The 26,454-nt window shown below is 46.1% G+C and carries 16 protein-coding genes and 1 riboswitch; of the genes, 4 read left to right on the plus strand and 12 right to left on the minus strand.

What is annotated here, in order from left to right:
• Window positions 1-2 precede the first annotated feature (2 nt).
• The 9 genes from QK890_RS08070 to QK890_RS08110 form a co-directional block, all read right to left on the minus strand.
• Window positions 3-2,786, minus strand: coding sequence for a beta-galactosidase (locus tag QK890_RS08070; RefSeq protein ID WP_367627296.1), 2,784 nt, complete (start codon window positions 2,784-2,786; stop codon window positions 3-5).
• Between the two features lie 7 nt (window positions 2,787-2,793).
• Window positions 2,794-4,854: a DUF5054 domain-containing protein gene (locus QK890_RS08075; protein WP_193683223.1), complete on the minus strand. Its 2,061-nt coding sequence runs from the start codon at window positions 4,852-4,854 to the stop codon at window positions 2,794-2,796.
• Window positions 4,855-4,888: 34 nt separating this feature from the next.
• A complete protein-coding gene (locus tag QK890_RS08080; RefSeq protein WP_032540274.1) occupies window positions 4,889-7,807 on the minus strand; it encodes a glycoside hydrolase family 2 TIM barrel-domain containing protein in 2,919 nt (972 codons plus the stop codon).
• Complete coding sequence (locus QK890_RS08085; protein WP_032531720.1) at window positions 7,788-9,680, minus strand: right-handed parallel beta-helix repeat-containing protein; 1,893 nt, start codon at window positions 9,678-9,680, stop codon at window positions 7,788-7,790. Before QK890_RS08085 ends, QK890_RS08080 begins: the two co-directional genes overlap by 20 nt.
• A gap of 5 nt (window positions 9,681-9,685) precedes the next feature.
• Window positions 9,686-11,254, minus strand: coding sequence for a RagB/SusD family nutrient uptake outer membrane protein (locus tag QK890_RS08090; RefSeq protein WP_005810627.1), 1,569 nt, complete (start codon window positions 11,252-11,254; stop codon window positions 9,686-9,688).
• Window positions 11,255-11,266: 12 nt separating this feature from the next.
• A complete protein-coding gene (locus tag QK890_RS08095; RefSeq protein WP_032540275.1) occupies window positions 11,267-14,548 on the minus strand; it encodes a TonB-dependent receptor in 3,282 nt (1,093 codons plus the stop codon).
• Between the two features lie 95 nt (window positions 14,549-14,643).
• Window positions 14,644-17,046 carry a glycoside hydrolase N-terminal domain-containing protein gene (locus tag QK890_RS08100; RefSeq protein WP_367627297.1) on the minus strand — a complete coding sequence of 801 codons (2,403 nt, stop codon included), beginning with the start codon at window positions 17,044-17,046 and terminating at the stop codon, window positions 14,644-14,646.
• Between the two features lie 208 nt (window positions 17,047-17,254).
• Complete coding sequence (locus QK890_RS08105) at window positions 17,255-18,253, minus strand: FecR domain-containing protein (protein WP_308919706.1); 999 nt, start codon at window positions 18,251-18,253, stop codon at window positions 17,255-17,257.
• Window positions 18,254-18,314: 61 nt separating this feature from the next.
• Window positions 18,315-18,902, minus strand: a complete 588-nt coding sequence (locus QK890_RS08110) for an RNA polymerase sigma-70 factor (protein WP_005778610.1) — start codon at window positions 18,900-18,902, stop codon at window positions 18,315-18,317.
• 125 nt (window positions 18,903-19,027) lie between these two features.
• On the opposite strand from QK890_RS08110, the gene QK890_RS08115 reads away from it, so the two are divergent.
• Window positions 19,028-19,267 carry a hypothetical protein gene (locus QK890_RS08115; protein ID WP_005778611.1) on the plus strand — a complete coding sequence of 80 codons (240 nt, stop codon included), beginning with the start codon at window positions 19,028-19,030 and terminating at the stop codon, window positions 19,265-19,267.
• A 70-nt stretch (window positions 19,268-19,337) separates the two neighbouring features.
• Here QK890_RS08115 and QK890_RS08120 read toward each other — a convergent pair whose 3' ends face one another.
• The gene (locus QK890_RS08120; protein WP_195316668.1) at window positions 19,338-20,246 is read right to left on the minus strand and encodes a mechanosensitive ion channel family protein; all 909 of its coding nucleotides are present in this window, start codon (window positions 20,244-20,246) and stop codon (window positions 19,338-19,340) included.
• Between the two features lie 117 nt (window positions 20,247-20,363).
• A riboswitch (TPP riboswitch) is annotated at window positions 20,364-20,460 on the plus strand.
• Between QK890_RS08120 and QK890_RS08125 the strand changes: the two genes are divergently transcribed.
• From QK890_RS08125 to QK890_RS08135, 3 genes are all read left to right on the plus strand, one after another.
• Window positions 20,459-22,678, plus strand: a complete 2,220-nt coding sequence (locus tag QK890_RS08125; RefSeq protein WP_005810630.1) for a TonB-dependent receptor — start codon at window positions 20,459-20,461, stop codon at window positions 22,676-22,678. (Overlaps the previous riboswitch by 2 nt.)
• A gap of 3 nt (window positions 22,679-22,681) precedes the next feature.
• Window positions 22,682-23,254, plus strand: a complete 573-nt coding sequence (pnuC, locus tag QK890_RS08130) for a nicotinamide riboside transporter PnuC (RefSeq protein ID WP_005810632.1) — start codon at window positions 22,682-22,684, stop codon at window positions 23,252-23,254.
• Window positions 23,241-23,864 (plus strand): thiamine diphosphokinase, encoded by a 624-nt coding sequence (locus tag QK890_RS08135; protein WP_005810634.1) that lies wholly within the window; start codon window positions 23,241-23,243, stop codon window positions 23,862-23,864. The genes pnuC and QK890_RS08135 overlap by 14 nt, the downstream gene beginning before the upstream one ends.
• Here the strand turns inward: QK890_RS08135 and QK890_RS08140 are convergent.
• Both QK890_RS08140 and thrC read right to left on the minus strand, forming a co-directional pair.
• Entirely contained in the window at window positions 23,818-24,765 is a 948-nt protein-coding gene (locus QK890_RS08140; protein ID WP_032531769.1) for a DMT family transporter, read from the minus strand. The genes QK890_RS08135 and QK890_RS08140 overlap by 47 nt on opposite strands.
• A 329-nt stretch (window positions 24,766-25,094) precedes the next feature.
• Window positions 25,095-26,396, minus strand: coding sequence for a threonine synthase (gene thrC / locus QK890_RS08145; protein WP_032543353.1), 1,302 nt, complete (start codon window positions 26,394-26,396; stop codon window positions 25,095-25,097).
• Between the last annotated feature and the right edge of the window lie 58 nt (window positions 26,397-26,454).

The following is a 26,454-nucleotide window of genomic DNA, read 5'->3' on the forward strand; positions in this document are numbered from 1 at the left end:
TTTTATTGGATACATTCAGCATCTTCAACATAAGGAGCCACTTCTGCCCCAAACAAACGGGCACCTTTATTTTCAGATTGGCGCAATCCCAACACTATCACATTCTTTTCACCGGGACGTAGCCAGCACTCCGGAAGATAGAACTCCCGTTGCGGACCCTCTTCCCAATGGCGTCCGATGTTATGTCCGTTCAGCCACATATAACCGGTACCCGTAGCATTTACTATCAACTTCCAAGGTATCCGGACAGAAGGATCATTCCGGGGCATATCAAACTCAAGACGATACCAGGTAAGCAATGCATCCCGTCCGACACCGGCTTCAAGAGTTTCTGTAATCCTTCCTTTACAGACTAAAGGATAATCTGCAGGAAGCTCTGCTACCGACCAGCCCTCCGTACTATCCGGTTCTCTGTTCCAGCCCTGACAGATTCCTCCCAGATCGGCAGAGACCTCCCAGTTTATTTTTTTAATCACTTCGAATTCCTGTTTCAGGCGGACAGCCTTAAGGAGGCCTCCTGCCCCACTCTGGTTACTCACCACAATAGCTATCTCATTGTCGCCAGGTTTGACGAATGGAGCAACATTCACTACATAAGGCTTATCCCATTCTTCGTGCGTACCCACTTCCTTACCATTCACCCACAAAGTTCCGGCATCATCGATACAGCCAAATTCCAGAACAGTCATTCCTTCCCGAATCATCTCCGGTGTCCACCTAAGGTGTGTACGATAAACTGCACTTCCGGCCTTCTCCTGCAAAATCCAGGCAGCAGGCCATTCCGGCTTTTCAAGTCCGGCTATCTGCAAAGTGGCCAGATTGTCAATGGTCCGTTGATCGAGCCGCATTCTTTCCCAGCCCGTTTCTTCGGCAAGCAAGGCAGACAGCGGTTCCTCTTTATCAATGGTTCTTACTTCCCATTCCTCTACCGGCAAAATTCCCGTCTGTTTACGACCGAAACCGGCTTGCCGGAGTCCGCTCAACTCTTCCATCGGACGGTAACCATGAGCATGTCCCCGGTTTTCGTAGATAGCAACCACTTCGTTCATTCCTTTATGCAACAATCCTGAAACGATAAAGGTGTTATCCAATTCGTCTCTCGACACCCGCTCGGCAAACTTTCCGTTCACTTGTACGTAAACCGGGTCACCAGTGAAAAGCTCGAACACCAACGAACCGTAAAGATCTACTTCCTTTTGAGTGAGGTTCACCCGGCTGCGATACATAGAATAACGGCAATCGTTCACACCCAATTCGGGAAGCGATACACCTTTGCGCAAAGGCTTCCAGTCACCACGAAAATCTTCGTCTTTTCGCCATACTTTCGTTACTGATATGGCGGCAGGAAGTGCAACCGGACGTGCCGGCAATACCTGTTCACGGGGATACCATTCGGTCGAAGTGCCTCCGGGAGAAAGTACCAGTAACTTACTGTCAAGCGCCCCCAACCGACAATCTATCCGCATCGGCTTTCCTTCTATAGTCAAGCTGACTATCTGACGGAATTCTTGCTTTTTATCACGGTTCAGTAAGAAAATAAATAAAGTTCCGTCCGTAGCCCGGCGTACCCCCATCGTCAGATTATCATTTCCTTTCATCTCAAACGGTACAGACTTGCTTCTGACAAGCCGGCTTCCAAATTTACCGACCACCTCACCGATTCCTTTCACTGCAGCATATTTCTCTCCAACGCCTCCGGTTTCTTTCAACGGAGCTCCATAATCGTAAGTGGTAGTCATACGTCGTGCTCCCCAGCCGTCAAAATGTGTTCCACCGAAAAACATATAGTAATTCAACCCGGTAGAACCTCCTGCCATTGCCATCAACGCCATTCCCCGGGCATGCCGTCCGTCCAGATAGCTATCTTCGCTCAAGCGTCCGCCAACCGTAGAGAACCACCCTCCCTGCAACTCACACACAAAGGCAGGAGCATTAGGCTGTTCTGCTTTCAGATTTTCAATACGTGACTTGGCTTCATGCATATTCCACCATACATATTGATTATCCATATCGAATAACTGACTGATCACCGGATCGTGCGAACCGCGAACTTCGGGAGTTACGCAAGTGAAAAGGGGAACATCGATACCGTTCCGGATACAAGCATCTGACAGTACACGCAGAAATTCTTCTTTCTTCTCAGATTCCATATCAAAATAGATATATTCATTTTCAAGCTGCACCATAATGATTCCTTTCTCTCCGGGTTTCTTATGTGTAAGCTGTTCATCACAAAATACTCGGCAAACAGCATTGTACCAGTGTTCAGACCATTTCATATGTTCGGGATGGTTGCTCCGGAGCCAGAAACTGGTGTCATAACTGTCCGGGCAATATTTAGCCAACCAACGGGGATATGCCCCTCCCGCCCATTCGGCACAGATAAAAGGGCCAGGACGGACAATGGTATAAAATCCGAACTCCTCGTGTGCCATACGCAGCCATGCTTTCAGATCATCAAAGTCGAATTGTGAATAATCATCTACATTCTTAGGCATATTCCGTTCGTGCCAATTCCAGGGCACATAAGTTTCCACTGTATTAAACCCTGCTTCTTTGATCTTCCTGAAACGGTCACGCCACAACTCTTGCGGACAACGAAAATAGTGGAATGCAGCACTGAATATAAAAATATCTTTCCCTTCGATTGTAAAGCAATCTTTGTCGTATCTCACCCGGTCGGGATGGAAAAACTGTTTCTCGGGCAACTTCTGAGCCGTTGCTGAGGAACACACTATCATCCCCAATAGGACACATAATAACCAATTCTTAGACGGTTGTTTCATCTGATTTTCAATAAAATTTAAGTTTAAAACGATATTTCATATTATCTCCAAACCATTGCGGATAATTCGTCCCCCATAGAGTATTCAATAAACAGAAATGGATACCGGCATCGGGGTCTGCAACCTTATTGTCGAATGACAATAAATCACGATTATTAAACGCCACCAAAGGAGCATCCAAAGACTCAAGACTCAATTTTCCCTTTCCACTGGAAAAGAGAACGTCTCCCGTCACTCCGTGTATCTGCCTCGCTCCGTTATAAACAACATCTTCCACATCGACACGCTCTCCCATCTTATCAACATAAACTTTCGAATCACAGGCTTTTGGAAAGAACGAAAACCAAACAGCTTCCGGAACACGATTCTTCGGTTTATCAAACCAATTGATCTCCACCTTGATATCAGGTGAGTCATACGGGAATACATATATTATTTCAACATACTCCGGTGCACCATAAACAGGTTCATTCAATTGCTGGCGAATCCGGACAGTGGTCTGTCCGACCTCCTTTTTTATCCGGATATCCGATGCCTTATAATTCCATATCCCATGGGTAACAGACAGTTTATCGAGCCCGGGCTTTCCATAATCCGCCAACATCCATCCTTCCGGATTCTTTGGACAATACCTATCAATAAAATGTGCAAAATCGGCTCCGGAATAACGTTGATAGGCAAAGTCCCCCCAACCCTGCGTATCATCTACCCAAACAATGCCCTTTTGTTTATCTTCCAGATAGCATAGTGTACCATTCTCCTGATTGAAAGCAAACCGAAAAAATGGGGTATTTATCTTTGCTTTTGAACGGTAGGAACGGAAATCAGTATCTTGATTTTTCACCGGAACCAGTTTCATGAGAGCTTGCATCGCTTCGTATTGCAAGGCCGGAGTGAGTTTGGATATAGCCTGATAAATATATTCTCTCTTTTCACTCCAGGAGCGTTCGGAATACCGGGCTTCTTCACTGTCCAAAAAGGAAGGGTAAAGATCGAACTGATATTTATCAAAATTCCTCAAATACCACTTTACATCCACTCCCCATGTATGCTCAGCCATTAACAGCAAAGGAATACAAAACTGTGTATCCATTTCACTATTAACCTTTAGCTTACCATCCTGTATCCATTGATTACGTAAACGCATTAACTGACGTAACTGAGCCACTTTCATAGGATCACTGCCAATACCATATATCCACGTATCTCCCCACTCTTGAGTAACGACCGGCAGACTGTTCTCAACTTTACTCAATTCAAGAGCTACTTCATTCAACGAAGACGGTATGATCCGGGCTGACGGATATTTTTGCTTTAAGCCGGCATAGATTCGCTTAATCTCTTTCAAGGAATGTGGTCCATGATTGTCATGAGTGAAACAAAAAACCGCAGCAGTTTTTGTTCCGGGCAGATGCACCGGTTTGCCATAGTCTGATTGATAGATTACATTAATGGCATCGCCTTTAGCATTCTTCCAGCGAAATATCTCCGGAAATCGTGCCACAGCTGCACCCGGATTTGTCCCTACATGCAACAACTGAATCCCATTCCGCTTTAAGACAGAAATAGCCCCCCTCGTGACACCGGGTACATCCGTTATTTTTGCAGCAATCGTTTTCCGTCCAAAAAGCAGATCCAGTTTTTTCGAAATATTCAATGCTGCGGACAGCATGGCACTATCACACAATTCAACCTGCATTGTGAAAGGCATTGCGTGCCAGGTAAAGTCTCCCCGACCAATAGCTTCCTTCATTCGTTGTCCATTTTCATTTGAAGCCCTTTCCAAATAATTCCAGATAAGCCACGACCCACAAGTCCAGGGATAATCAATCTGTGACAACGAATCTTTCATAATTTCTTCTGACAGATTTAAAACTGCCGGAATGAAATTATAGGTATAGGTGTCAATCACTTTAGAGCCCCAATCAGTAAATCCTACATCTAAATGGGTCTTGAATATTACGTACACCTTTTGTATATCCGCATCCTTTACCGGTTCTTTCTCAGCACACAAACATTGTAGCGAAGCAAACCATCCTAAAAGAATATATAAACAAAAATTTTTCATGGTAGTAGTCTCTTTTTATATTCCAATTATCAATTTACTTATAGATTGTGACTTCAGCCAGTCCGGCTGCTCCTTCCGAACTTTTCTCAATGGTGATACGCATATATTTTAGTTCCTTACCGATCTGCACCGGCTTAAAATCCCACCCCGTACACTCACGTTCATACAGAAGTTCCCAATTTTTTCCGTCGATAGAGGTTTCCACTTTATGTGTATAAGTGGAACTATCCTTCTGAAACCGGATACGGCTTGCAAACACTTTCTCGGATTTATCCAGTTCAAGCGTTACTACTTGAGGCTGAGTTTCATTGTCAGCAATCCACCACGAAAAATCGTCTCCATCTGTAATGCATGCGGCTGTATAACGTTTCTGTTCCGAAGTGGCTTCAACCCGCACTATTTTCAACGGAGTTTTTGTACGAATTATATTTTCCCAAGCAGTTGCCTTCACAACTGCTCCTTCCTCTTCATTTCCGATATAGGAAGCATGTTGTCCCTCAGGCACATACGCTCCGTTATATCTTCGGGTCGTAATCTCCCGGCTATCTCCCTTAAGCCCATCAGCCGAAACCGAAACATGAATTTTACCCGGACGACAAGTAGTCCGTATCAGTGTGTATCCGATTCCACCCTCTACTTGCTGAGGATTAACCCCGATACGCTCTATACCATCCCCTATCAGACTCCCTTCGCCGGATACGGATATATATATCCTGACATCTGAAGTATTAACGGGAGTTCCATACGAATCACAGATCTTAAAATAGACAGGAATCATATCCGAACCATCCGCTATGGGTTGTATTCCATCTTCTTTCAACCAGATTTCAATCTGCCGGGGTTGTCCGGGAGTACGCACACTGTGAGTTGCAACCACCTTTCCGTCTACCAGTCCTTCAGCAACTAATTCACCGGCTTCATAGGTTCCGGCATCGAAGACATAACAGGGACTTCCCCCTTTCTCCACAATAGGATGATAAAACGAAGTACGCTCTATGCGCGTCTGTTTACCTATCAGTTGATGATTACGAAACAACCGGACTTCATCACAATTGGAAAATACGGTAATCTCTTTCACGGATGAGACATAACGCGGAGCTGTATTCTGTGACGCGATAAATACCATCGGTCCGTCATATAATCCGGGTTGGGATATATCCTTATCACGCATACTCTGCATCATATAATAACTGAATTTGGGATATCTATTCATATCGACCATTCCACAAAACATAGTTTCCTGCTCTGCTCCACGTGCATAATCATTATAACTCCACAAAAAATGTCCCCCCATCCGTGGATTTGCGTCAAGCATGCACCAGTCAAAGTATCCATGTCCGTTAAGCTGCTGAAAACGTCCCCGGCACTGCTTCAATTGTTCCTCTTCATTCTCCATTAGGCTCACACGAGGTTTTTCTCCTACGCCGTCACCCCACTCACGACAGAACAGTGGTTTCACCGCAATCTGGTCTTCCGGATAATTACTCATCACATCCCCATCTTTCGGGAAACGGGATACCTGTTTATAAAATACATCAAAATAATCAACCCGGTCCGTATGTCCGAAGTAGTCACCGGCAGTATACATTTGGTCGCCGGGATATTCGGTATGTGCAATGGCATGTAATTCCCGGGCCACTTCCGCCGGATAACGGCTCTCATTCAAAGCTGTTTCCCAAAGAATTACCGAAGGATGATTGCGATCCCGACGAATCATCTTTTTCCCGACTTCATAGAGACGGGAAATAAATACAGAATCTTTATTAAAATACTGCCAACCGGGAATACATTCCACAACCAATAACCCATATTTATCACAAGCAGCCAAGAAAGCAGGATCTTGTGGATAGTGAGCTGCCCTGACGGCATTACAGCCCCCGCGTTTCAAATCGATCACATCTCTTTCTTGCATGGAGTTGGAAGCGGCATCTCCAATATAGGCAAATGCCTGATGACGATTTGCTCCACGCAAATAAAGCGGTTCACCGTTTATGAAAAATCCCCCGTCACGGGTGTAAGCAATCGTACGTATACCAACTGCCTCAGCGCAATGATCTGTCACTTTATCATTTTCAATAACCGTACTTTCTAATTGATACAGATCGGGAGTATATGGATGCCACAGAAAAGGATTGTCTATCTTTAAATCTTGCTCGATATGAAGAGCCTCACCGGCCAACAAACGAAAAGAGTCTTGTTGGCAAGCTACCACTTTACCGTTTTTATCAATCATCCGGGTACGAAGCTGCGCCTTCCGGAGATATTGACCTTCATTTCTGATATGTGTTTTTACATGAGCAACAGCTCTCTCTTTTTCAACTATCGGATATGTGACGAAAACTCCGCCACCGGCAACTTCATCCTCTTCTAATGCATGAGTGATGTGAAGCGGATCGGCAATAATCATTTCCACATCCCGATAAATACCACTGTAATAATAAAAATCCATTCCTCCCTGTGGCTTACCGGGAGGTGTAAGCGGATCATACTCTGCTGAAACTCTGACAGCCAACAAATTATCTTGATTCCAATTAAGATAAGAAGTGAGATCTGCCACAAAACCAATATATCCGCCTCGATGAGTATATACTTTTTGCCCGTTCAGAAATACCTCACAGGCGTTCATCACTCCTTCGAACGAGATACTGATCCTTTTATCTTTGTATTGTGACGGTACCTTGAAAGTGCGTCTGTACCAACCTATTCCATCATAGATAATATCCCCGCCACAATGTTTCTTCTCTAATTGCATAATATGAGGAAGGGTAGCGGCTATCCAGCTGGAATCATCTAAATCAGGATATTCACCATTTACAATATCCCCGCGGTGAAAGGCCCAACCAAGATTCATGTTCAGCGAAATTCTTGTCTCCACTTCCCCCGCATAAAGCAGAGAAAGTGGAAACAGAATAGCTAAACAAGAAAAAATAATCCTATAATACAATCTTTTCATCTTCACAAAAAACTTTAATCATTTGTAATCCTTTCGCTTCAAACTCAATAGGACCCGGACAATAAGTTATCTTACTCTTACGTCTTTTACCCCAGTAGTCCTCCTTTAACGACACAGGTAGTCCGCCCATTTTGTCAAAAGCTTGATTTGAAATAATTGCATATCTCAACTGTCCAACAGTAGGAATAACCCGTTTTTTTTCTTTCTCCCAACTTTCGGGAACATCTATTTGTAAGTACCAGCCATCCTCACATTTCCTTATCCCAACCAGATGTTGAGTGGTATCTACTGCACACATAGTCTCATGAATGGATGGTATAGCCCCTGACCAAAACACGTTATCCTTCATTTGCACTGGCAAACGACACTGATCATAAGGAGTCAAATCTGTCCGCATGAAAATATTGTTGAAATAGGACACGTTGCCGCAAGGACAATCATGAAATCCGATAATAGATGTACCATGCGGCTCTAAATAAGGGGTCTCACGCTTATCAACGCTATCAGTAGGCCAAATCTCCCAGGCAATCAAGTTATTGACGAACGCAACTCCCTGCGAAAGTCTAATCTGCGCCAGTTCCGGAGATAAAAACAAGTTATGATCTATCAGTATGGGACCATGATTCACTTCCAAAGAAAGATCTTGTGTCTGGTTGTCATGTAACAGATTACCTTTTATCCGGGTTCCCTGTGCCATCCAATCAAGCCAAATTCCTCCTTCTGTCCGATAGATATGATTCCCGCTTATCATTACATCCACTGCAGCATGCAATTTTATTCCGGCTAATTCGTATCCCCAAAAAGTTTCCTGTAACCCGATATCATGTATGACATTCGTTTCTATTCTACTAAAAACAGCTCCAAGACTTCCGGCTATTCCAGCTTGACCACAATAGGAAATATGGTTATTCCTCACCAAATGGTTACCAATCCGCTTTTCATCCCAACCATTTTCAAGTGCCCGTTGGGTAGTTTGTATATAGCCTTCAACAGATTCGGATTTATTATCCCATTCATCTCCATATTTTCCCAGTGTAATGCCGACACACTTGGAATGGCTTATCGTATTATTTTCTATTATCCACCCCTTACTCCAATGTGTACCCACCAATCCTATCTGTTCAGCAGTCGGCGGTGCCCATGGAGTAGCGGCATGGCTCATGCGAAATCCGCGCACAACAATATAATTGACGAATGGCTTTTCCGGATAGAACACAGCTTGCCGAACATTTATTTCGGTCAATTCTTCATTCGGGTCTTTCTGACCGAAATTAGCCCACAAATAAGTTGTGTCTTTAGTAACTTTACAAAACCACAGGGCACTATCTGTCTTGTTTAATAATACATTTTCCAGTCGTGGAGCTTCCGTAAGCGCCCGATCATTCAAATAAACTTCTCCGGTATGTGCCCATTTACCTTTTTCAAGCCAGTCTCCTTTCAAAGTATCAGCATAGGGATTGAACGCAGCGAATATATTATTCGAGATTGCTACACTCCAGGTAGTATTACTCAGCCTTTTCCAGTTTTTAATTCTCTCCGAACCTTTGATTTCCACATACTCTCCTCCGGCAGCCTGATAAATAATAGGTTTATCCGCTGTTTCCCCTCCAACGGGGGGATTCACCCATTCCCGATAGACCCCCTCATGAACAGTAATGACATCTCCCGGCCGCGCAATATTGGCAGCAGCCTGTATGGTCTTTAAAGGCCGGGCTTCCTCTCCTCCATAAGAATCATTACCACGCGAAGAAGACACATGAATTTCCCTACCCGACGGGCATGATTCAACACAATTCGAGTAAACATCTGTAGTAACAAAGAGTGCAAACAATAATATTGCACTCTTTGTATATAAGTATTCAAAGTTCCCCATCCAAATCAATAATTGGGATTCTGTACAATTGCCGGAGTGGCATCGATCACTGTCTGCGGAATAGGCCACAGATAATGCTTTGCCGGATCAAATTTCCGGTTCTCAACAAAAATCCGTTCATTTGTCAATGAAAGGGCACCGGTTACAGGATCGACCGTTCCAAGTAAACAACCGTATACCTTACCGTTCAACACTTGTTCACCGATTTTCCAACGGCAAATATCGAACCACCGAAGTCCTTCCATAGCAAGTTCCACACGTCTTTCTCTTCTGAGTAATTCGCGCAACTTCTCCTGACCGGTATATCGGGTTCTGTCTACAACCGGCATTTTAGCACGGGTACGTATGTCGTCCAAAATATCGTAAACGGAATTATCAATCTGATTCAGCTCTATTTTACATTCGGCATACATCAACAGCACTTCTGCATAACGCATGACAATGGCATTCATGCCACAATCCCACATATCCGCATAATCAGACAAATCGTCCACATATTTACGAACCAAATATCCTGTTTTAGAACGTCCGTAGGGAGCATAATAATCTCCATTCGGATCTTTCACATCAATTGGGTCGTAACGTTTTCCTTCGTATAGATTTCCCGGAGCTAATACGGTAACAGCCAAACGAGGGTCTCTGTGCAAGTAAGGTTCTTTCGGATCATATACCTCAGACTCTTCGATCGTTTTTCCATCTTCACACTCAAAAGCATCTACCAGTGATTGAGTAGGATTGATAGAACACCATCCACCCACACTGGCCGGAGGCAATACTCCTAAAACCCAGTTACCATACAAGCTTTCTACATATTGTATATCCAGAATAACTTCCGAATTATTTTCATTCGCAATCTTAAACAAACCTTTATAATCGGGAAACAGTTCGTAGCCCAATCCCATTACTTCGCTACAAGTAACCATACAATCATCATACTGGTGTTCGAACAGTTCCAGACGGGCTTTCAGTGTCAAAACTGCGCCACGAGTAATACGTCCGACATCACTTCCGGAGTAAGATTCGGGAAGTTGCGGAGCGATCTCTTTCAGTTCATTCAAGATAAACTCAACCACTTTCGCTTTCTCGGTACGTGGTAAATTGGCATTTTTAATTTCAAGTACGGAAGTTACCAACGGGACATCACCATAATGTGTCACTTTCTGAAAATAATCCCACGCACGCAGAAAACGTACTTCGGCTGTCAAGCGTTTGCGTAAATCTTCATTCATTTCGGGGCGGTGGATATTCTCCAGGAAATTATTATAGCGAACCATGTTCCCATATCCCATATAGCTATAACCCGGATCGGTAGGGGTCGCTGTTCCTGCGGCCTGTACCGCCCAGCCTTCCCAAGTAAAAGGATTATAAGCATTATCCGACGCACAGTCGGCATAAATCACTTCATCCATAGAAAACCAACCATTATAACATCCTGTAGCTGCGGCCATGGCATCTTTTTCAGTTCTCCAAAAGGCTTCGTTTGAGGGTTTGTCCAAAGGATTCCGATCCAGAAAATCGGTACTACATGCCGAGAACAAAGCGGCAAATAACAAACTATATATTATCTTTTTCATACGTATTATCTATCAGAAAGTTATGTTTAAACCAAATGTATTTGTTTTGACTTGAGGATAAGAGCTTCCTCCTTCGGGTGATTCCGGATCGAAGCCTTTATCAAATTTGGTAAAGGTAAGCAGATTCTGCCCGCTATAATAAACTCTGATTCTCGAAATCCCCATCACATTACACCATTCTTTGGGCAGTGTATATCCCAACTGGAAGTTCTTCAAACGTAAATATGAAGAGTTGACAATCCAGAAAGAAGAGGGATTATAGATACTGTTGTTCTGGCGATAAGAAGAGAATGCTCTCGGAAACTTGCCATTCGGATTGGTTTCAGCATCCCAACAATCACGATACATATAAGAAGGTTTTCCCTTAGCTCCGATCATTTCGCCCACTACACCGGGGCCTGCAAGATACCCTTGCACATCAGCAGCTCCCTGGAACAGGAAAGTAGCATCAAACCCTTTCCATTCAGCAAACAGATTCAGCCCGAAAGTCCACTTAGGCATTGTATTACCGATATAAACACGATCCTCTCCGTCAATTTTTCCATCATTATTGATATCGCGGTATTTGATGTCACCGGGTGCAGTTTCGGTACCGGGTATCGTAGCGCTATTGGCAACCTCTTCTTCTGTTTTGAAAAGTCCTTCCGCAATATATCCTCCGATAGAATTGATGGCATAACCTTCCTGATTAAAATACTTACCGCTCCAGATACGTGCTCCGCCATTCTTCAGGTCAAGTACTTCATTCTTGTTATATGCAGCATTAGCCGACACCTGGAAGTTCCAGCCATGAGTATTCAGTTTATAGCCTGCAGTCATTTCAAAACCGGTATTTTTTACTTTACCTGCATTCTGGTAAGGAGCATTCAGACCGTACAAGGTGCTCACCGGCAATTTCATCAGAATGTCATAAGTCAGTTTACGGTATCCTTCAATAGACAAAGTATACTGATTGCCCAAGAATCCCATATCGAGTCCGAAGTTCAATGTTTCTGTGGTCTCCCAAACAAGGTTACGGTTAGCACCATCTACCGGAGCCACTCCCTGTACAACTGTTCCACCGAAGGAATAATTGGCTTGATCAAGTACAGATTGATAAGAATAGTAAGAAATAGCCTGATTGCCCAGAACGCCCCAACCTCCACGCAGCTTCAGATCGGACAGTACATTGCGGGTTCCTTCCATAAACGGTTCATTGATGATTCGCCATGCCCCCGAGAAAGAGGGGAACACACCCCAACGGGAGTCTTTAAAGATGCGTGAAGTTCCGTCACGACGGATATTTGCCTCTACCAAATAGCGATTGTCATAGTCGTAAGTCAGACGCCCAAAGAATGAACGCAATGCGTATTCATTGGCTGAGCCATTGGCTGTCTGTCCATCAGGTGAACCGGCATTCAATTCCCAAAGATCATTGTTCAAGAAATTTTTCCGGTATCCCTTAGTCCAGTCCTCACGGTAATATTCCTGTTCGTATCCCGCCAGTGCACCTACAGTATGTTTTCCAAACGTATTGTTATAACTGACCAGTGTCTGTAAATTCAGTTTCAGCCCATTCTTACGTTCATCAGTCTGACTGTTAGGTCCCTGATATTTTGTAGGCTCTCCTGTTTTCCAGTTATAATACTGGATATCCTTAATAAACTTCTCGTCGGAGATCGATTTATATTCATAACCCACGATTTCCTGAATCTTCAATCCCTTGACCGGTTCATAGCTCACATTTCCGATGGCTCTGGTGATGTGTTGCTTGGTGGTACGCAAGTTGCCTTCCTCGATAAAAGCCAACGGGTTACCGTCATTGGCATATCCATAATATCCGTTTGAATATTTATAAGGAATAAAAGGAGCGATCTGGTTGATTTGTGAAAAAATATTAGACATCTCACCGGTAAAACCACTCACAGGTTCCTGTGCCTCACCATACGTGAAAGAAAGGTTCATCCCTGCTGTAAACTTTCCCATCTTGGCATTCATATTACCCCGTACCGAATAGCGATCGTATTTAGCAATATCGATAATACCGTCCTGTCCCAGATAACCGGCAGAGAACATATAAGTCATCTTATCCGTACCTCCCGAAATCTCGGCACGGTGGCTGTGTTGCAAACCGGTTTTGTAGAATAGCCCCTGCCAATCCGTATCGGGATAGTTGTCAGGATCTGAACCGTTTCTGAACTTTTCAATCTCTTCGTCCGTATAAATAGGTTTCTTACCTTCATTAACCATGGCTTTATTGTACAGCTTTGCGTATTCCCATGAATGAAGATATTCGGGAAGAGCTGTAGGTTTCTGCCAGCCCACATAGCCGTCATAACGTAGAGTAGGTGCTTTATCACCTCCCTTTTTAGTAGTAATCAGGATAACTCCATTTGCCGCACGTGAACCGTAAATAGCTGCTGAAGAAGCATCTTTCAGTACTGAGATATTCTCGATATCGCTGGGATCTACCTCATTGATACTCGATACGGGTAAACCATCCACAACATACATCGGATTAGAGTTATTTAAAGTCCCGACACCACGCACACGAATGGTTGTATTGTCACTTCCCGGCTGTCCGGTTCCGGAAATAACAGTCACACCGGGCAATAACCCTTGGATGGCATTCGATACGTTAGTCACCGGACGGTTTTGCAATGATTTGGAATCGACTGCAGCAACTGCTCCCGTCAGATTCACTTTCTTCTGAACACCGTATCCCACAACTACCACCTCTTCCAGGGTTTTGGTATCCTCCTTCAGAATGATGTTAAACGCATCCTTCCCCTTTGTTGAAACATCTTGTTGCAGATAGCCGATGTAACTGACAGTCAAAGAAGCATTCTCCGGAACCTCCAGCGTAAACTCCCCATCCAGATTTGTTATCACCCCATTGGTACCTGCTCCTTTTTCAACAACATTGGCTCCGATGACAGGTTCCCCCATAGCGTCCTTCACCACTCCGGATACCTTCTTCTTCCGGGAACCGGGTTGTTGGTCCGTTTTCTTTTCAATAAAATAAATCTTATTATTTCTGACCTCAAAAGTAACTTTCGTTCCTGCCAATAGTTTTGTCAACGCATCCTCCAGAGTGGCATCTTTCAACTGAATGGATACTTTACGGTTTACGTTGATCAATTGATCGCTGAACACCAGCCCTAGCCCTGTCTGGCTTTTTATAGAAGACAGTACCTTCTCTACCCTCTCATTATTAAAATTTAAAGAAACTTTTTGTGACCATGCCGAAACAGTGAAGCCAAATAAAAGAACTCCTAAGAGCAACAGCATTTTCGTTCTGGTTCTTGTTTTCATTTCATACAGTATTAAATTAGTTATTTTTATGATTTATAAAAAGGCCTTTCTATATAGGCTAACACACCATCCCAAAGAAGGTATGAGTGTCATTTTCATTTTTCTGCAAAAAAATGTGCAGAGAAATGATAAGCCTTGCCTTCACGTAGCTGTAATCGTGTTCTCCGATCCCCATAAGCTACTTCATAGGACTCGTTTTGCCGTGCATGCAGGACGGCTTCCACCAGCTGTCCGGATTTCCACGTAATATCCAATGTGTGTCCACCGTACACCTGTATCCCTTTTATGCAGCCATCGGCATATTCATGGGGCCAAGCCGGCAGTAGTTCTATTTTCCCCTCTTCCGTATAAACCAGCATTTCCATCAAAAGACGCGGAAAACTCAGAACCGCATCCAGATTGTAAACCTGATGTTCGGGATCATGCGAGGTAACCAGTCCGTCATATAAATAATGGCGGCGGCAAAAGCGATCCAGATTGGTCTTCACTTTCTCTATATCGCCCAGCCGTACAGCCTGTAGTGCTACATGGATTAGTCCATGAGCCGAACCGGTATCGAAGGCAAAACGTTTGTCCAAAGCTATACCTGCTGCTTTAATAAGACGGGGATCTCCTTTTGACTTACCCAACCGGGAACCGGGAAACACCGGATATAAGTGTGAAAGATGTCTGTGGTTATACACATCCGGATAACAGGGATCAATCCATTCGGCCAATGCTCCATCGTTATTTATCCGATAAGCCGGCAAGTGTTGCAGGTAGTGACTCCACCGTTCCAGTTCTTTCTTATCCACATGGAACTTATGCCCCATCTCCAGAAGCAGATCAAACACTTCTCTGGCAATGGCAACATCCATCGTAGCATCTTTGCTCAGCCAGGTATCAGTTCCGGGAGGTGCGTTTTCCGGTGAAACACTCGGACAGATATGATAAAGGCTGTCACAGCCCATAATAAGATAATCTTCATAAAAACCGGCCATCTCCCGATAGAGGGGGAATACGTGTTCTTTTAGGAAGATCTCATTACCAGTCAGCATAGCATACTCGTAGAATGGCCGTATATTCCAACCGGCTCCACCTGCCCAGAACATCCAGGGGAAAGATCTTCCGAAATGGGTCAGATATCCGTTTTCCGGATCATTGTAATGGGCTACAAGAAAGCCCCGGCATCCCAAGTAGTTTTTCGCATTCAGTCTCCAACCCGGCAATAGATTTTCGACATATCCAATATAAGACTCCGCACATTCGTGCAAGTTGCCCATAGATGCTGCCGAAATAGCCAGATTAATATTTGAATCCCAGACAAATCCGCCAATCCATCCGGGTTTCCAGCCTCCTCCCCAAATTCCTTGTAAGGGAGGCGGATATTTGCCGGACGAAGAAATCAAGAGATAACGGCCCATTGCGTGAATCTGCTCCAAAAACAAGGGAGTAACCCCACATTCGTGAATCGTCGAAAGCATTTTCTCAGTCGGAACGGTCTTCCAGTCGGACGAACATCCCAGATCCAACTGCATGCGACGGAACATTTCCCCATGTATCCGGCTATGAGGTTTCAGCAATTTGCCATAATCAAGCGGCAAACCCGACAGTTCTTTTTGTACGGACGAACGCACGGATAAACGGGCCTCCTCCAGAGGAGCGATCCTAATGAGCACCAACACCTCTTCAGCGTCCGTTATCCGTAGAGAATCTCCTTCAGCCGTCATACTTCCTCCCTTAACCGTCACACGGGCTAACCCTTCATAGCCACCGGCATCATATTTATAGCCGGCACGATAGGATAACCAACCCGACACGGCTTCTGCTTTCACCGATGAAAAAGCACTGTCCAAGTTATGTTCAAAGTGCATGCCTTCACGTCCAGGAGTCTCTTTCAGACTCAGCACCAGATTCATCTTATTACACTCATCGGCTTTCAAGCGGACTACATTCACATTATGCTCTCTGGACGAGAACACAGATTCCGTCACCTTCCCATTTTCGTACCAGGAAGTGAGCACTTCTCCAGTCTCCAGGTCGAGCTGCCTTCTATACTGTTTTTCGGTTTGTAAAGGTATACCCGTATGCCGGATACACAGGTCGAAAGCCGGATGAGGAATCAAAGGCCAACGTTGGCGGGCTCCCATGGCAACCAACTGACGGTCCGCTTCGCTCGTCATCAACGCATCCGCGGCATCACTTTTTCCTGATTCCATCAGACTTCGTACTTGCGGGAGCAAAGAAGCGGTGCAAGGAACCGCCACTTTATTGCGGTCCCATCCCCTTATAAATAATTCTTCGTGGACACAGATAATCCTTTCTTCTCCCGGCTGTCCCATCACCATTGTTCCATGACTTCCATTACCGGTAACGAATGCATCCTGCCAGGATGCAGCAGGTTTTTCGGACCAAACTACCCATCGTCCGGACGAATTTAGAAAAGATGGATGGCTCTTAATCCCATGAGTAAAGGAAAACGGGAGACAGGCCATCAACAAAGTAAACAAATACTTCATATAAACACATAATCATTGTGATATCTTTATGTACAGACATCTGGTTCATACTCAAAATAAATATTCCGAAAGGCCTTTTTAGTATACATAAGCTAACACCTCACCCGAAAGAAAGTATGAGTCTTCTGTTTCAGAGTACATCTAAAAAAATAGATGCAGTCCCTTTTGTCTGGTCTGCATCTATCTATATGGGAATGATGAAATCCATCTATTCTTTCTTCAAGACTTCGAACACCCCGTCTTCTGTTTGTGAGAAACGTATCCATGAAACCGCCTCCAAATCACGCAATACATCATCAACGTTCACTTTGCTGGTAGACAGAGTAAACCTGTTATTCAATAAAGTAGAATCACGCACTATGAAATGAACATCATACTGCCGTTCCATCACTTTTATGATCTCTTTCAGCGGAGTGAGATAAAAGTTCAGGCTATTGGAACGCCAGGAAGAGATCTGGTTCATATCTTCCGGTTCGGATATCTGGCAACGTCCGGACTTTCTGTTATATTCCGCACTTTGACCGGGTACAAGAGGGTACTCCTTATGCTTCGAATCCTTTAGCAGAACTCCGCCCTCTTCCAGTGTCACCCATACATTCTGCTCTGCAGGATATGCCTTCACATTAAATTTGGTTCCGGTCACCTTCACCTCGATTCCCTTCAGATCAACAATAAACGGACGGTTCTTTTCTTTGGCTACCACAAAATAACCTTCTCCCCACAGCTCAACACTACGATTGAACAGCCCAAATTGTTTGGGATATCGCAAACGAGTATCCGAGTTCAACTGTACGACCGTGCCATCCTGCAAAACAACCTGCATCTGTTCACCGCAAGGAACCTTCAGTTCAGCATACTCCGTAGCAGAGAATACACCGGTCCTGTCGGCCAGAAACCAAAGCGACAAACTGAGAAAAAGGAAAGGGATCAACACGGCCGCCGCTATCAGTCCGCGACGATAAGATATTGTTTTTTTCTGTGGTTTGATCTCTCCCATAAAGCGTTGCCGCATCCGTTCTTCCGGCACCGGATGGTCCAGCCAATCCAAGGTCTGCTCTTCCGTCAACCGCAAAGATTCATTTTCCAGCCGTTCCGACAGATAGCGGCTACCTTTCTCTGTAGCAAACCATTCCGCCACCTTTCCGGCCTCCTCTGCAGAAGCTTCATTATTGAGCACCTTATCTATAATCGCATCATCTATTTTCATTTCTACTTTTCTTTATCTACTAATAAAAACACTTCACCAACTTAAAAGTATGAGTTGACACTCACCCTAAAAAATGAATCCACAATACATGAAGTAATACAATCAACGATTCTATTTCTGCACGAAGTATCTTAATGGCCTGGGTATAATGTGATTTTACGGTAGGAACCGTGATGTGCATCTCGTCCGCTATTTCCTGATTGGAAAGCCCTTTCTCTATTTTCAAACGGCATATTCTTTGCTTTTGAGGGGGGAGTTTGCCGATAGCAGCCCGGAGATGCTCCCTGAAGTCTTTATCCTCGAAATCTTTCAGGAAACCATCATCGGCTTCTTCGTCTTTCTGGGCCATTTCATAGTGCTTCTCGAAAACAAGGTTACGATGTCGTAATTCATTCAGTATGTAGTTCTTTAAAATAGTAAATAATAAACTCCGGATTCCGGACTGAAAGTCAAACCTTTCCCGCTGTTCCCACAGTTTCATAAAGGTGTATTGTACGGCATCTTCAGCTTCTTCACCGGATTTGAAATACCGATAGGCCAATGCATACAACAAGCGATTGTACTGCCGGAAAACAGTAACGAAAGCATGCTCGCTACCTTTACGGAGTTCTGCATACAGTTTCTGGTCAAAGTCTAAGAACTGATTCATTATCGAATATTCCCCACTTAAAGATTTAAGGCAAAATACAGAGACCGCAAAGATAAGAAAAAACAGATTGAACCTTATACTCTTTCAGAATGTTTTATCTGTAGAAATTTAAAACAACAACGGTTATGGAAAAATATCTTATTCACAGTAATGAGCTGCACCTGATCGATCAAGAAAGAATCCACCAGGCAGTAGAACAGATGGTAGAGTCATTGGATATGGCAGCCGGATCTACATTCAGTTTCGATCTTTACAAAGTGGTGGAAACCTATTTCAAGGATTTGGATAAGCGGAGAGAGATAAACCATCTGTTAGGCATCACAGACAACACGTATGATCCGACAGAAGATTTTGGAGTGTGTTAATCGGTTAAATATAAATCTTGAAAAAGGGTGGTTACCTCCGACGAAGTAGCCACCCTTTTTGCATGAGTTATCAGTTGGGTGCCTGATGAACTGTGAGTTGAGGGAAGGGGAAGTTAATGCCTTGTTCGTTGAATGTAGCATAGATCGCCTTGTTAATATCGAAATATACTCCCCAATAATCGGCACTGTTCACCCAGACACGGGCCACCACGTTCACACTGCTCGCATCCAAGGCATGGAGAGCTATAAAGGGAGCAGGATCATCCAGGATACGCTTATCGGCAGCCAGCACCTCACGTACCACCTTCTCAACCTTATTATAATCTTCACCGTAATCCACACCGACAATCCACTCTACCCGCCGGGTTGTCTGATTGCTGTAATTAGTCACGACCCCACTGCTCAGTGCACCGTTCGGAACATAAATCAATTTATTGTCGGCAGTGGTCAGGATAGTGTGGAAGATCTGGATTTCCTTGACAGTACCGGAAACGTTCTGTGCATCTATCCAGTCGCCCACCTTATAAGGCTTGAACAGCAGGATGACCAGTCCGCCGGCAAAGTTCTGCAGATTACCCGAAAGAGCCATACCGACAGCCACACCGGCAGAAGCCAGCAGAGCGGCGAACGAAGTGGTTTCCACTCCTAATGCACCTACCACGGAAATAATCAGCAATACGGTGAGAAGGATATTAACGAGGCTCCTTACAAAAGTTTTGATACTGATATCGACATTTCTCTTATCCATAAGACGCCTTACAAGTCGGTTCAGCATCCGGATCAGAAAACGTCCGACCAGAAAGACAATCACAGCCTTCAGGATGTGACCTCCGGCCTGTATACCCGAATCGATCAACTGCTGGGTAACCAGAGCCAGTTTATCCAGTCCATCGGCCTGTGCAATGGCCTGATCAAGCTTATCGGCCGCCACCTGCAGAGAGTCTGCCACTTGTTGCGCGGCTTGAAAGAATAGTAGCATAATAGTACAATTTTAGAAGTTTTTCATTTAATAACAGCAGACAAAGCTACAATGTTTTTATCAAATAGCGAAGTGTTTCTTGCTTAACACGCCCAAAAAGCGTAAATTTGCCACCGATTCACTGAGTAGGGGTGCCTTAACATGACGGGCTGAGAACATACCCTTTGACCTGATCCGGGTAATGCCGGCGTAGAGAAAAATAAATTAGCAACATGAAAAAGATGATTTTTGCCGGCTGTCTGATAGCCGGAGCAAGCGTCTTCGCGCAAGCGGGCGAGACAGACAGCTTGAAAGTAGTAAACCTGCAAGAGGTGCAGGTAGTATCCACACGTGCCACTTCGAAGACTCCCGTAGCATTTACCAACGTGTCGAAAGAGGAACTCAAAAAGCAGAACTTCGGGCAAGATATCCCGTATCTGCTCAGTATGACACCTTCAGCACTGACCACCAGTGATGCCGGAGCAGGCATCGGCTATACCACCCTGCGTGTGCGCGGAACGGACGGGACACGTATCAACATCACCGCCAACGGCATTCCGATGAACGATGCCGAAAGCCATACGCTTTTCTGGGTGAACATGCCCGACTTTGCCTCATCGGTGAAGGATATACAGGTGCAACGCGGTGCGGGAACTTCGACCAACGGTGCCGGTGCTTTCGGTGCCAGCGTGAATATGCAGACGGAGGGGATTTCGATGAAGCCGTATGCCGAACTGAATGCTTCGTACGGAACCTTCAATGCGCACAAAGAAACGGTAAAATTCGGTACCGGACTGTTGAACGACCATTGGGCCTTCGATGCCCGCCTGTCCAACATCGGTACGGACGGATACATCGACCGGGCTTCGGTAGACCTTTATTCTTTTTATGCACAGGGGGGATATTTCGCCGACAACACTTCGGTGAAGTTCATCACTTTCGGCGGAAAAGAGAAAACGTATCATGCCTGGAATTATGCCAGCAAGGAAGAAATGGAGAAGTACGGACGACGTTTCAACTCGTGCGGCATGTACACGGATGATGACGGCAACATCCGTTTCTACAAAGACCAGACAGACAACTATCTGCAAATGAACTACCAGCTCTTACTGAACCACACTTTCTCGCCGGAATGGAACCTGAACGCAGCACTCCATTATACGAAAGGAGACGGATATTATCAGGAGTATAAGGAGGACCGGACACTGAAGGAGTATCGCCTGCCACCTTTCATGCACGATGGCAAAGAGGTGGACAAGAGCGACCTGATCCGTCAGAAGAAGATGGACAACCACTTCGGTGGCGGCGTGTTCTCGGTAAATTACCAGAACGGAAAGCTGAACGCTTCACTGGGAGGTGCGCTGAACCATTATGACGGATGGCACTTTGGACGGGTGATCTGGGTGAAAAACTACATCGGCGAACTGCTCCCCGACCACGAATATTACCGGAATAAAGCGAAGAAGACGGACGGCAACCTCTATCTGAAAGCCAACTATAACCTGGTGGCGGGGCTCAATGCGTACGCCGACCTGCAATACCGCTACATCAACTATAAGATAAACGGCGACAACGATAAGTTTGACTACAACGCGGATGCCCTGCAAAAACTGGCGGTAAACGATCACTTCAACTTTTTCAACCCGAAAGCCGGGCTGAACTGGGACATAGACGCCAACAACCGGGTTTACGCATCGTTCTCCATCGCCCAGAAGGAACCGACACGGAACAACTATACCGACGGCAACGCGGACGAGTATCCAAAGGCGGAAAAACTGCTCGACTATGAGTTGGGATATACCTACCGGAACACTTGGCTGAGCGCCGGGGCCAACTTCTACTATATGGACTACAAAGACCAGTTGGTACTGACCGGAGAGCTGAACGAGATAGGCGAGGCTATGGCGCGCAACGTGCCCGACAGTTACCGGATAGGAATGGAACTGATGCTGGGTGTGAAGCCCTGCCAATGGTTCCAGTGGGACATCAATGGTACACTGAGCAAAAACCGGGTGAAGAACTTCACCGAAAAGCTGTATGAAGACGAATGGAAGAATCCGATCGAGGTCAGCCACGGAAATACACCGATTGCCTTCTCGCCGGACCTGATCCTGAACAACCGCTTCTCGTTCAGCTATCGGGGATTCGAGGCCGCCTTGCAATCACAATACGTCAGCAAGCAGTACATGAGCAATGCCAGACAGGCTGACCAGACGCTGGACGCCTATTTCGTGAGCAACCTCAACCTGGCTTACACCTTCAAGCTCCCTCACGTAAAGTCGGTTACGGCAGGATTCACCATCTACAACCTCTTCAATGCCGAGTACGAAAACAACGGATATGCACGCAGCGGTTATAAGATAGTAAAAGGAGAGGTAGAGCGCTACAACTATGCCGGCTACGCCGCACAGGCCGGAACGAATGTAATGGGTAACATTTCCATCCGCTTTTAAGCCATGAACTACCTCGAAATCACAGGTACCCTGATCGGGCTGATTTATCTCTGGCTGGAATACCGTGCCAGCATTTACCTCTGGATAGCAGGCATCATCATGCCTGCCATCTACATCTTCGTCTACTACCGGGCGGGACTGTATGCCGACTTCGGAATCAACATCTACTATCTGCTGGCGGCCGTTTACGGATGGATTGTCTGGATGCGGGGTGCCGGCCGGGAGTCGAAAGCCGAACTCCCCATCACATATACTCCGCTGAAAAGGTATCTTCCGCTGACCGCGGTATTCTTAGCAGCCTTCCTCGGCATTGCCTGGATACTGATCCGGTTCACGGACAGCAACGTACCCTGGCTCGATTCGTTTACCACGGCACTGAGCATCATCGGCATGTGGATGCTGGCGCGCAAATACGTAGAACAATGGTGGGCATGGATACTGGTCGACGTGGTATGCTGCGGACTTTACATCTACAAAGAGCTTTATTTCACATCCGCCCTTTACGGACTTTACTCAATAATTGCTATCTTTGGCTACTTTAAATGGAAACAAATGATGCACTATGAAAGTAAATGATATCGATATGGATGCCGTGATACTGGGCAACGGCGAATATCCAACCCACTCCATGCCCGAAACCATGCTGATCATGGCTCCCTATGTGGTATGCTGTGACGGATCGGCCGATGAACACATCCGCCGGGGATTCATCCCGAATGCCATCATCGGTGACGGGGACTCCCTCTCGGCGGAGAATAAAGACCGTTTCAGGGAAATATTCCATCAGATAGACGACCAGGAAACGAACGATCAGACCAAAGCGGTCCATTTCCTGCTGGACCAAGGCAAGAAGGTGATCATCCTTGTAGGTGCAACCGGCAAACGGGAAGACCATACATTGGGAAACATCAGCCTGCTGGTGGATTATATGAAGGTGGGAGCACAGGTGACGATGCTGACCGATCATGGCATGTTCGTTCCCGCATCGGGACGGAACACTTTCAAATCACGCCCCGGACAACAGGTCTCTGTCTTTAACTTCGGTGCCACCGGACTCAGAGGAGAGGGATTGGTATACCCGCTCAGCGACTTCGACAACTGGTGGCAAGGGACACTGAACGAGGCGACAGGTGACGAATTCACGATCCATGCGGAGGGAGACTACCTGGTTTATCTGAATTACTGAGAGGTTTCTCCTTCGTTTCCGCCACCTCGACCAGATAGACACTGATGCATATCATGCCGATGGCAATGGTCTGCGCCCAGCTGAAGCGGTCCTGCCCGACCAACAGGGAAACGATGGTGGCCACCATCAGAATCAGATAACCATAAATGGCGACCACGGTAGTCTTCAGATATTTCAGTCCTATGGGCACCAGCAGATAACTGACGACCGTAGGGAAAATCAGGACGAACAGGAGGACAGACAACGGAAACCAATGCACCGGTCCGGAAAATACCGGTGCATGAAAACCGGTGATGGCAGAGACCAGAATGCTCGAAAAGGCTGCTCCGGCAAAGGTATACTTCAGCACCGTAAACATTCCGACCGATTTCAGGATACGGTTGCTCGCCACCAGATAGATGGCATAGGCAATCGAACTCAACAGGCACAGCACGTTCCCCGTCAGGGCGTCCGAAGCCAAGTCGTCACTCTTTTGTGCCAGGATACAGAGGATGGCCCCGCCGAGTCCGAGGGAGATGCCGGCAACCTTCAGGACACTGATTTTCTCTTTGAAGAAGACAACGGCGATGACAAACACCCAAATGGGCTGGAGACTGGTGAAAATGGAACTGGAGACGGGGGTCGTCTTACTCAGCCCCACCAGATAGAGAAACATAAAACCGTAAATGCCCAACGCACCAAGGAGGAAAAGGTAGATCTTTTCTTTGCGGGTAGAAGTCTCGGGCTTGACAAACATTCCGATGATCCAGAAAGCAACGGCGGCAAACACGCACCGGAGGGCCACTCCCGAAAGAGGGCTGACCCACACGGGAAGCAGGTATTTCAACGCATTCATATTCAATCCGCTAAAGGTTTTGGACACCACCATGCTCAGATTGGCCTCCACTTTTTTATTCTTCATCATACACAAGGGGTTAGGTTTTATTGGGGTACAACAAAAGAGGCGGCGGAAAGTTCGGGAAAAGGAGGGCGATAAAGCCCGGAGCGGGAAGCGGATTCCAGTTATTTAGTTTTACACAAGAACCGGCTTTCACCCGCATGTGGAACGAAAAAAAAACCGCATACGCGCGGAAGCGAATCCGGGGGAAAAACCGGCGGCGGGGGAAAAAGCATATTTCATCACCGAGGGCACAGAGCGGCACAGAGTATTCACGTCAATAATCCATGACCTAAATCGTCTGCGTTACCCTGTGCCCTTATGTGTCTCCCTGTACCCTCAGGGGTGAGTTTCTACCTGCCCAGCAGGTAGCTCTTGAAATCGGCAAACTCCTTCGTCATCGGCAAGCTTTGCTTCTCACCTTTCATAAATGCCCGGAGTTTGGCAGGTATCTCGACCTCAGTACCGATGATGGCCTCAACCGTCTGCAAGAATTTTGCCGGATGGGCCGTCTCCAGGAAAACACCTGTCTCACCCGGCTGCAAGCCCTCTTCCAAGGCACGGAAGCCGCATGCACCGTGGGGATCGAGCAGATAGCCGGTCTCCTGCCATACGGTTTTCACAGTCTCACGGATCTGCCCGTCGGTATACGTCGCACCGGAAATCTCGGCTGCGACAGCCGCATGCGAGTCACCATACAGATCGAGTACACGGGCAAAGTTACTCGGATCGCCCACATCCATCGCATTGGCAATGGTAGCAACCGATGGACGAGGATTGTACTGCCCCGTCTGCAAGTATTGATAGAAAATGTCATTCCTGTTATTGGCAGCGATAAAACGCCGGATGGGCAACCCCATCTTCTTACCGAACAAGCCTGCCGTAATGTTTCCGAAGTTTCCGCTCGGCACGCAGATGACGGCATTCGCTGCCCGTCCCGCCCGTTTCAACTGTGCGTAAGCGTAGAAGTAATAGAAAGCCTGCGGCAGGAAACGGGCCACATTGATGGAGTTGGCCGAAGTCAGCAACAACCGCTCGTTCAGTTCACTATCCATAAAGGCCGCTTTCACCAGCGCCTGACAGTCGTCGAAAGTGCCGTCCACTTCGAGTGCCGTGATGTTCTGCCCCAGCGTAGTGAACTGTTTTTCTTGTATCTCACTCACCTTTCCCTTCGGATAGAGCACATACACATGGATGCCTTCCACTCCCAGAAAGCCATTGGCCACGGCACTGCCCGTATCTCCGGAGGTAGCCACCAGCACATTCACCTGCTTCCTGCCTTCCTTGCGGATAAAGTAGCTCAGCAAACGGGCCATAAACCGTCCGCCCACATCCTTAAAGGCAAGCGTGGGACCGTGGAAAAGCTCCAGTGAGTAGATATTGTCCTTAACCTGTACCAGCGGAACATCAAAGTTCAATGTGTCATAAACGATCTCTTTCAATATTTCCGCCGGGACATCTTCGCCCAAAAAGGCATCCGCCACCCGATATGCGATCTCCTGAAAAGAAAGGCTGTCTATCTCGTCGTAAAACTCCTGCGGCAAACGCCGGATGGTCATGGGCATAAATAAGCCCTTATCGGAAGCAAGCCCTTTTACCACTGCTTCTTCAAGTGAAGCAAGCGGTGCCTGCTTGTTTGTGCTATAATATTTCATAGATACTTTTATAATGATTATGCGCTAAATGTTTCATTTCCGTTTCACCACAGATTAC

Source organism: Bacteroides sp. NGMCC 1.200775 (assembly GCF_040798045.1).
GTDB classification, from domain to species: domain Bacteria; phylum Bacteroidota; class Bacteroidia; order Bacteroidales; family Bacteroidaceae; genus Bacteroides; species Bacteroides hominis.

What these genes read in the sequence shown, in the direction of transcription:
- QK890_RS08085 (WP_032531720.1), bottom strand. Translation starts at nt 9,680, where the DNA reads ATGGGGAACTTTGAATACTTATATACAAAGAGTGCAATATTATTGTTT.
- QK890_RS08125 (WP_005810630.1), top strand. Translation starts at nt 20,459, where the DNA reads ATGAAAAAGATGATTTTTGCCGGCTGTCTGATAGCCGGAGCAAGCGTC.
- QK890_RS08080 (WP_032540274.1), bottom strand. Translation starts at nt 7,807, where the DNA reads ATGAAAAGATTGTATTATAGGATTATTTTTTCTTGTTTAGCTATTCTG.
- pnuC (WP_005810632.1), top strand. Translation starts at nt 22,682, where the DNA reads ATGAACTACCTCGAAATCACAGGTACCCTGATCGGGCTGATTTATCTC.
- QK890_RS08140 (WP_032531769.1), bottom strand. Translation starts at nt 24,765, where the DNA reads ATGAAGAATAAAAAAGTGGAGGCCAATCTGAGCATGGTGGTGTCCAAA.
- QK890_RS08095 (WP_032540275.1), bottom strand. Translation starts at nt 14,548, where the DNA reads ATGAAAACAAGAACCAGAACGAAAATGCTGTTGCTCTTAGGAGTTCTT.
- thrC (WP_032543353.1), bottom strand. Translation starts at nt 26,396, where the DNA reads ATGAAATATTATAGCACAAACAAGCAGGCACCGCTTGCTTCACTTGAA.
- QK890_RS08115 (WP_005778611.1), top strand. Translation starts at nt 19,028, where the DNA reads ATGGAAAAATATCTTATTCACAGTAATGAGCTGCACCTGATCGATCAA.
- QK890_RS08090 (WP_005810627.1), bottom strand. Translation starts at nt 11,254, where the DNA reads ATGAAAAAGATAATATATAGTTTGTTATTTGCCGCTTTGTTCTCGGCA.
- QK890_RS08120 (WP_195316668.1), bottom strand. Translation starts at nt 20,246, where the DNA reads ATGCTACTATTCTTTCAAGCCGCGCAACAAGTGGCAGACTCTCTGCAG.
- QK890_RS08070 (WP_367627296.1), bottom strand. Translation starts at nt 2,786, where the DNA reads ATGAAACAACCGTCTAAGAATTGGTTATTATGTGTCCTATTGGGGATG.
- QK890_RS08075 (WP_193683223.1), bottom strand. Translation starts at nt 4,854, where the DNA reads ATGAAAAATTTTTGTTTATATATTCTTTTAGGATGGTTTGCTTCGCTA.
- QK890_RS08105 (WP_308919706.1), bottom strand. Translation starts at nt 18,253, where the DNA reads ATGAAAATAGATGATGCGATTATAGATAAGGTGCTCAATAATGAAGCT.
- QK890_RS08135 (WP_005810634.1), top strand. Translation starts at nt 23,241, where the DNA reads ATGAAAGTAAATGATATCGATATGGATGCCGTGATACTGGGCAACGGC.
- QK890_RS08100 (WP_367627297.1), bottom strand. Translation starts at nt 17,046, where the DNA reads ATGAAGTATTTGTTTACTTTGTTGATGGCCTGTCTCCCGTTTTCCTTT.
- QK890_RS08110 (WP_005778610.1), bottom strand. Translation starts at nt 18,902, where the DNA reads ATGAATCAGTTCTTAGACTTTGACCAGAAACTGTATGCAGAACTCCGT.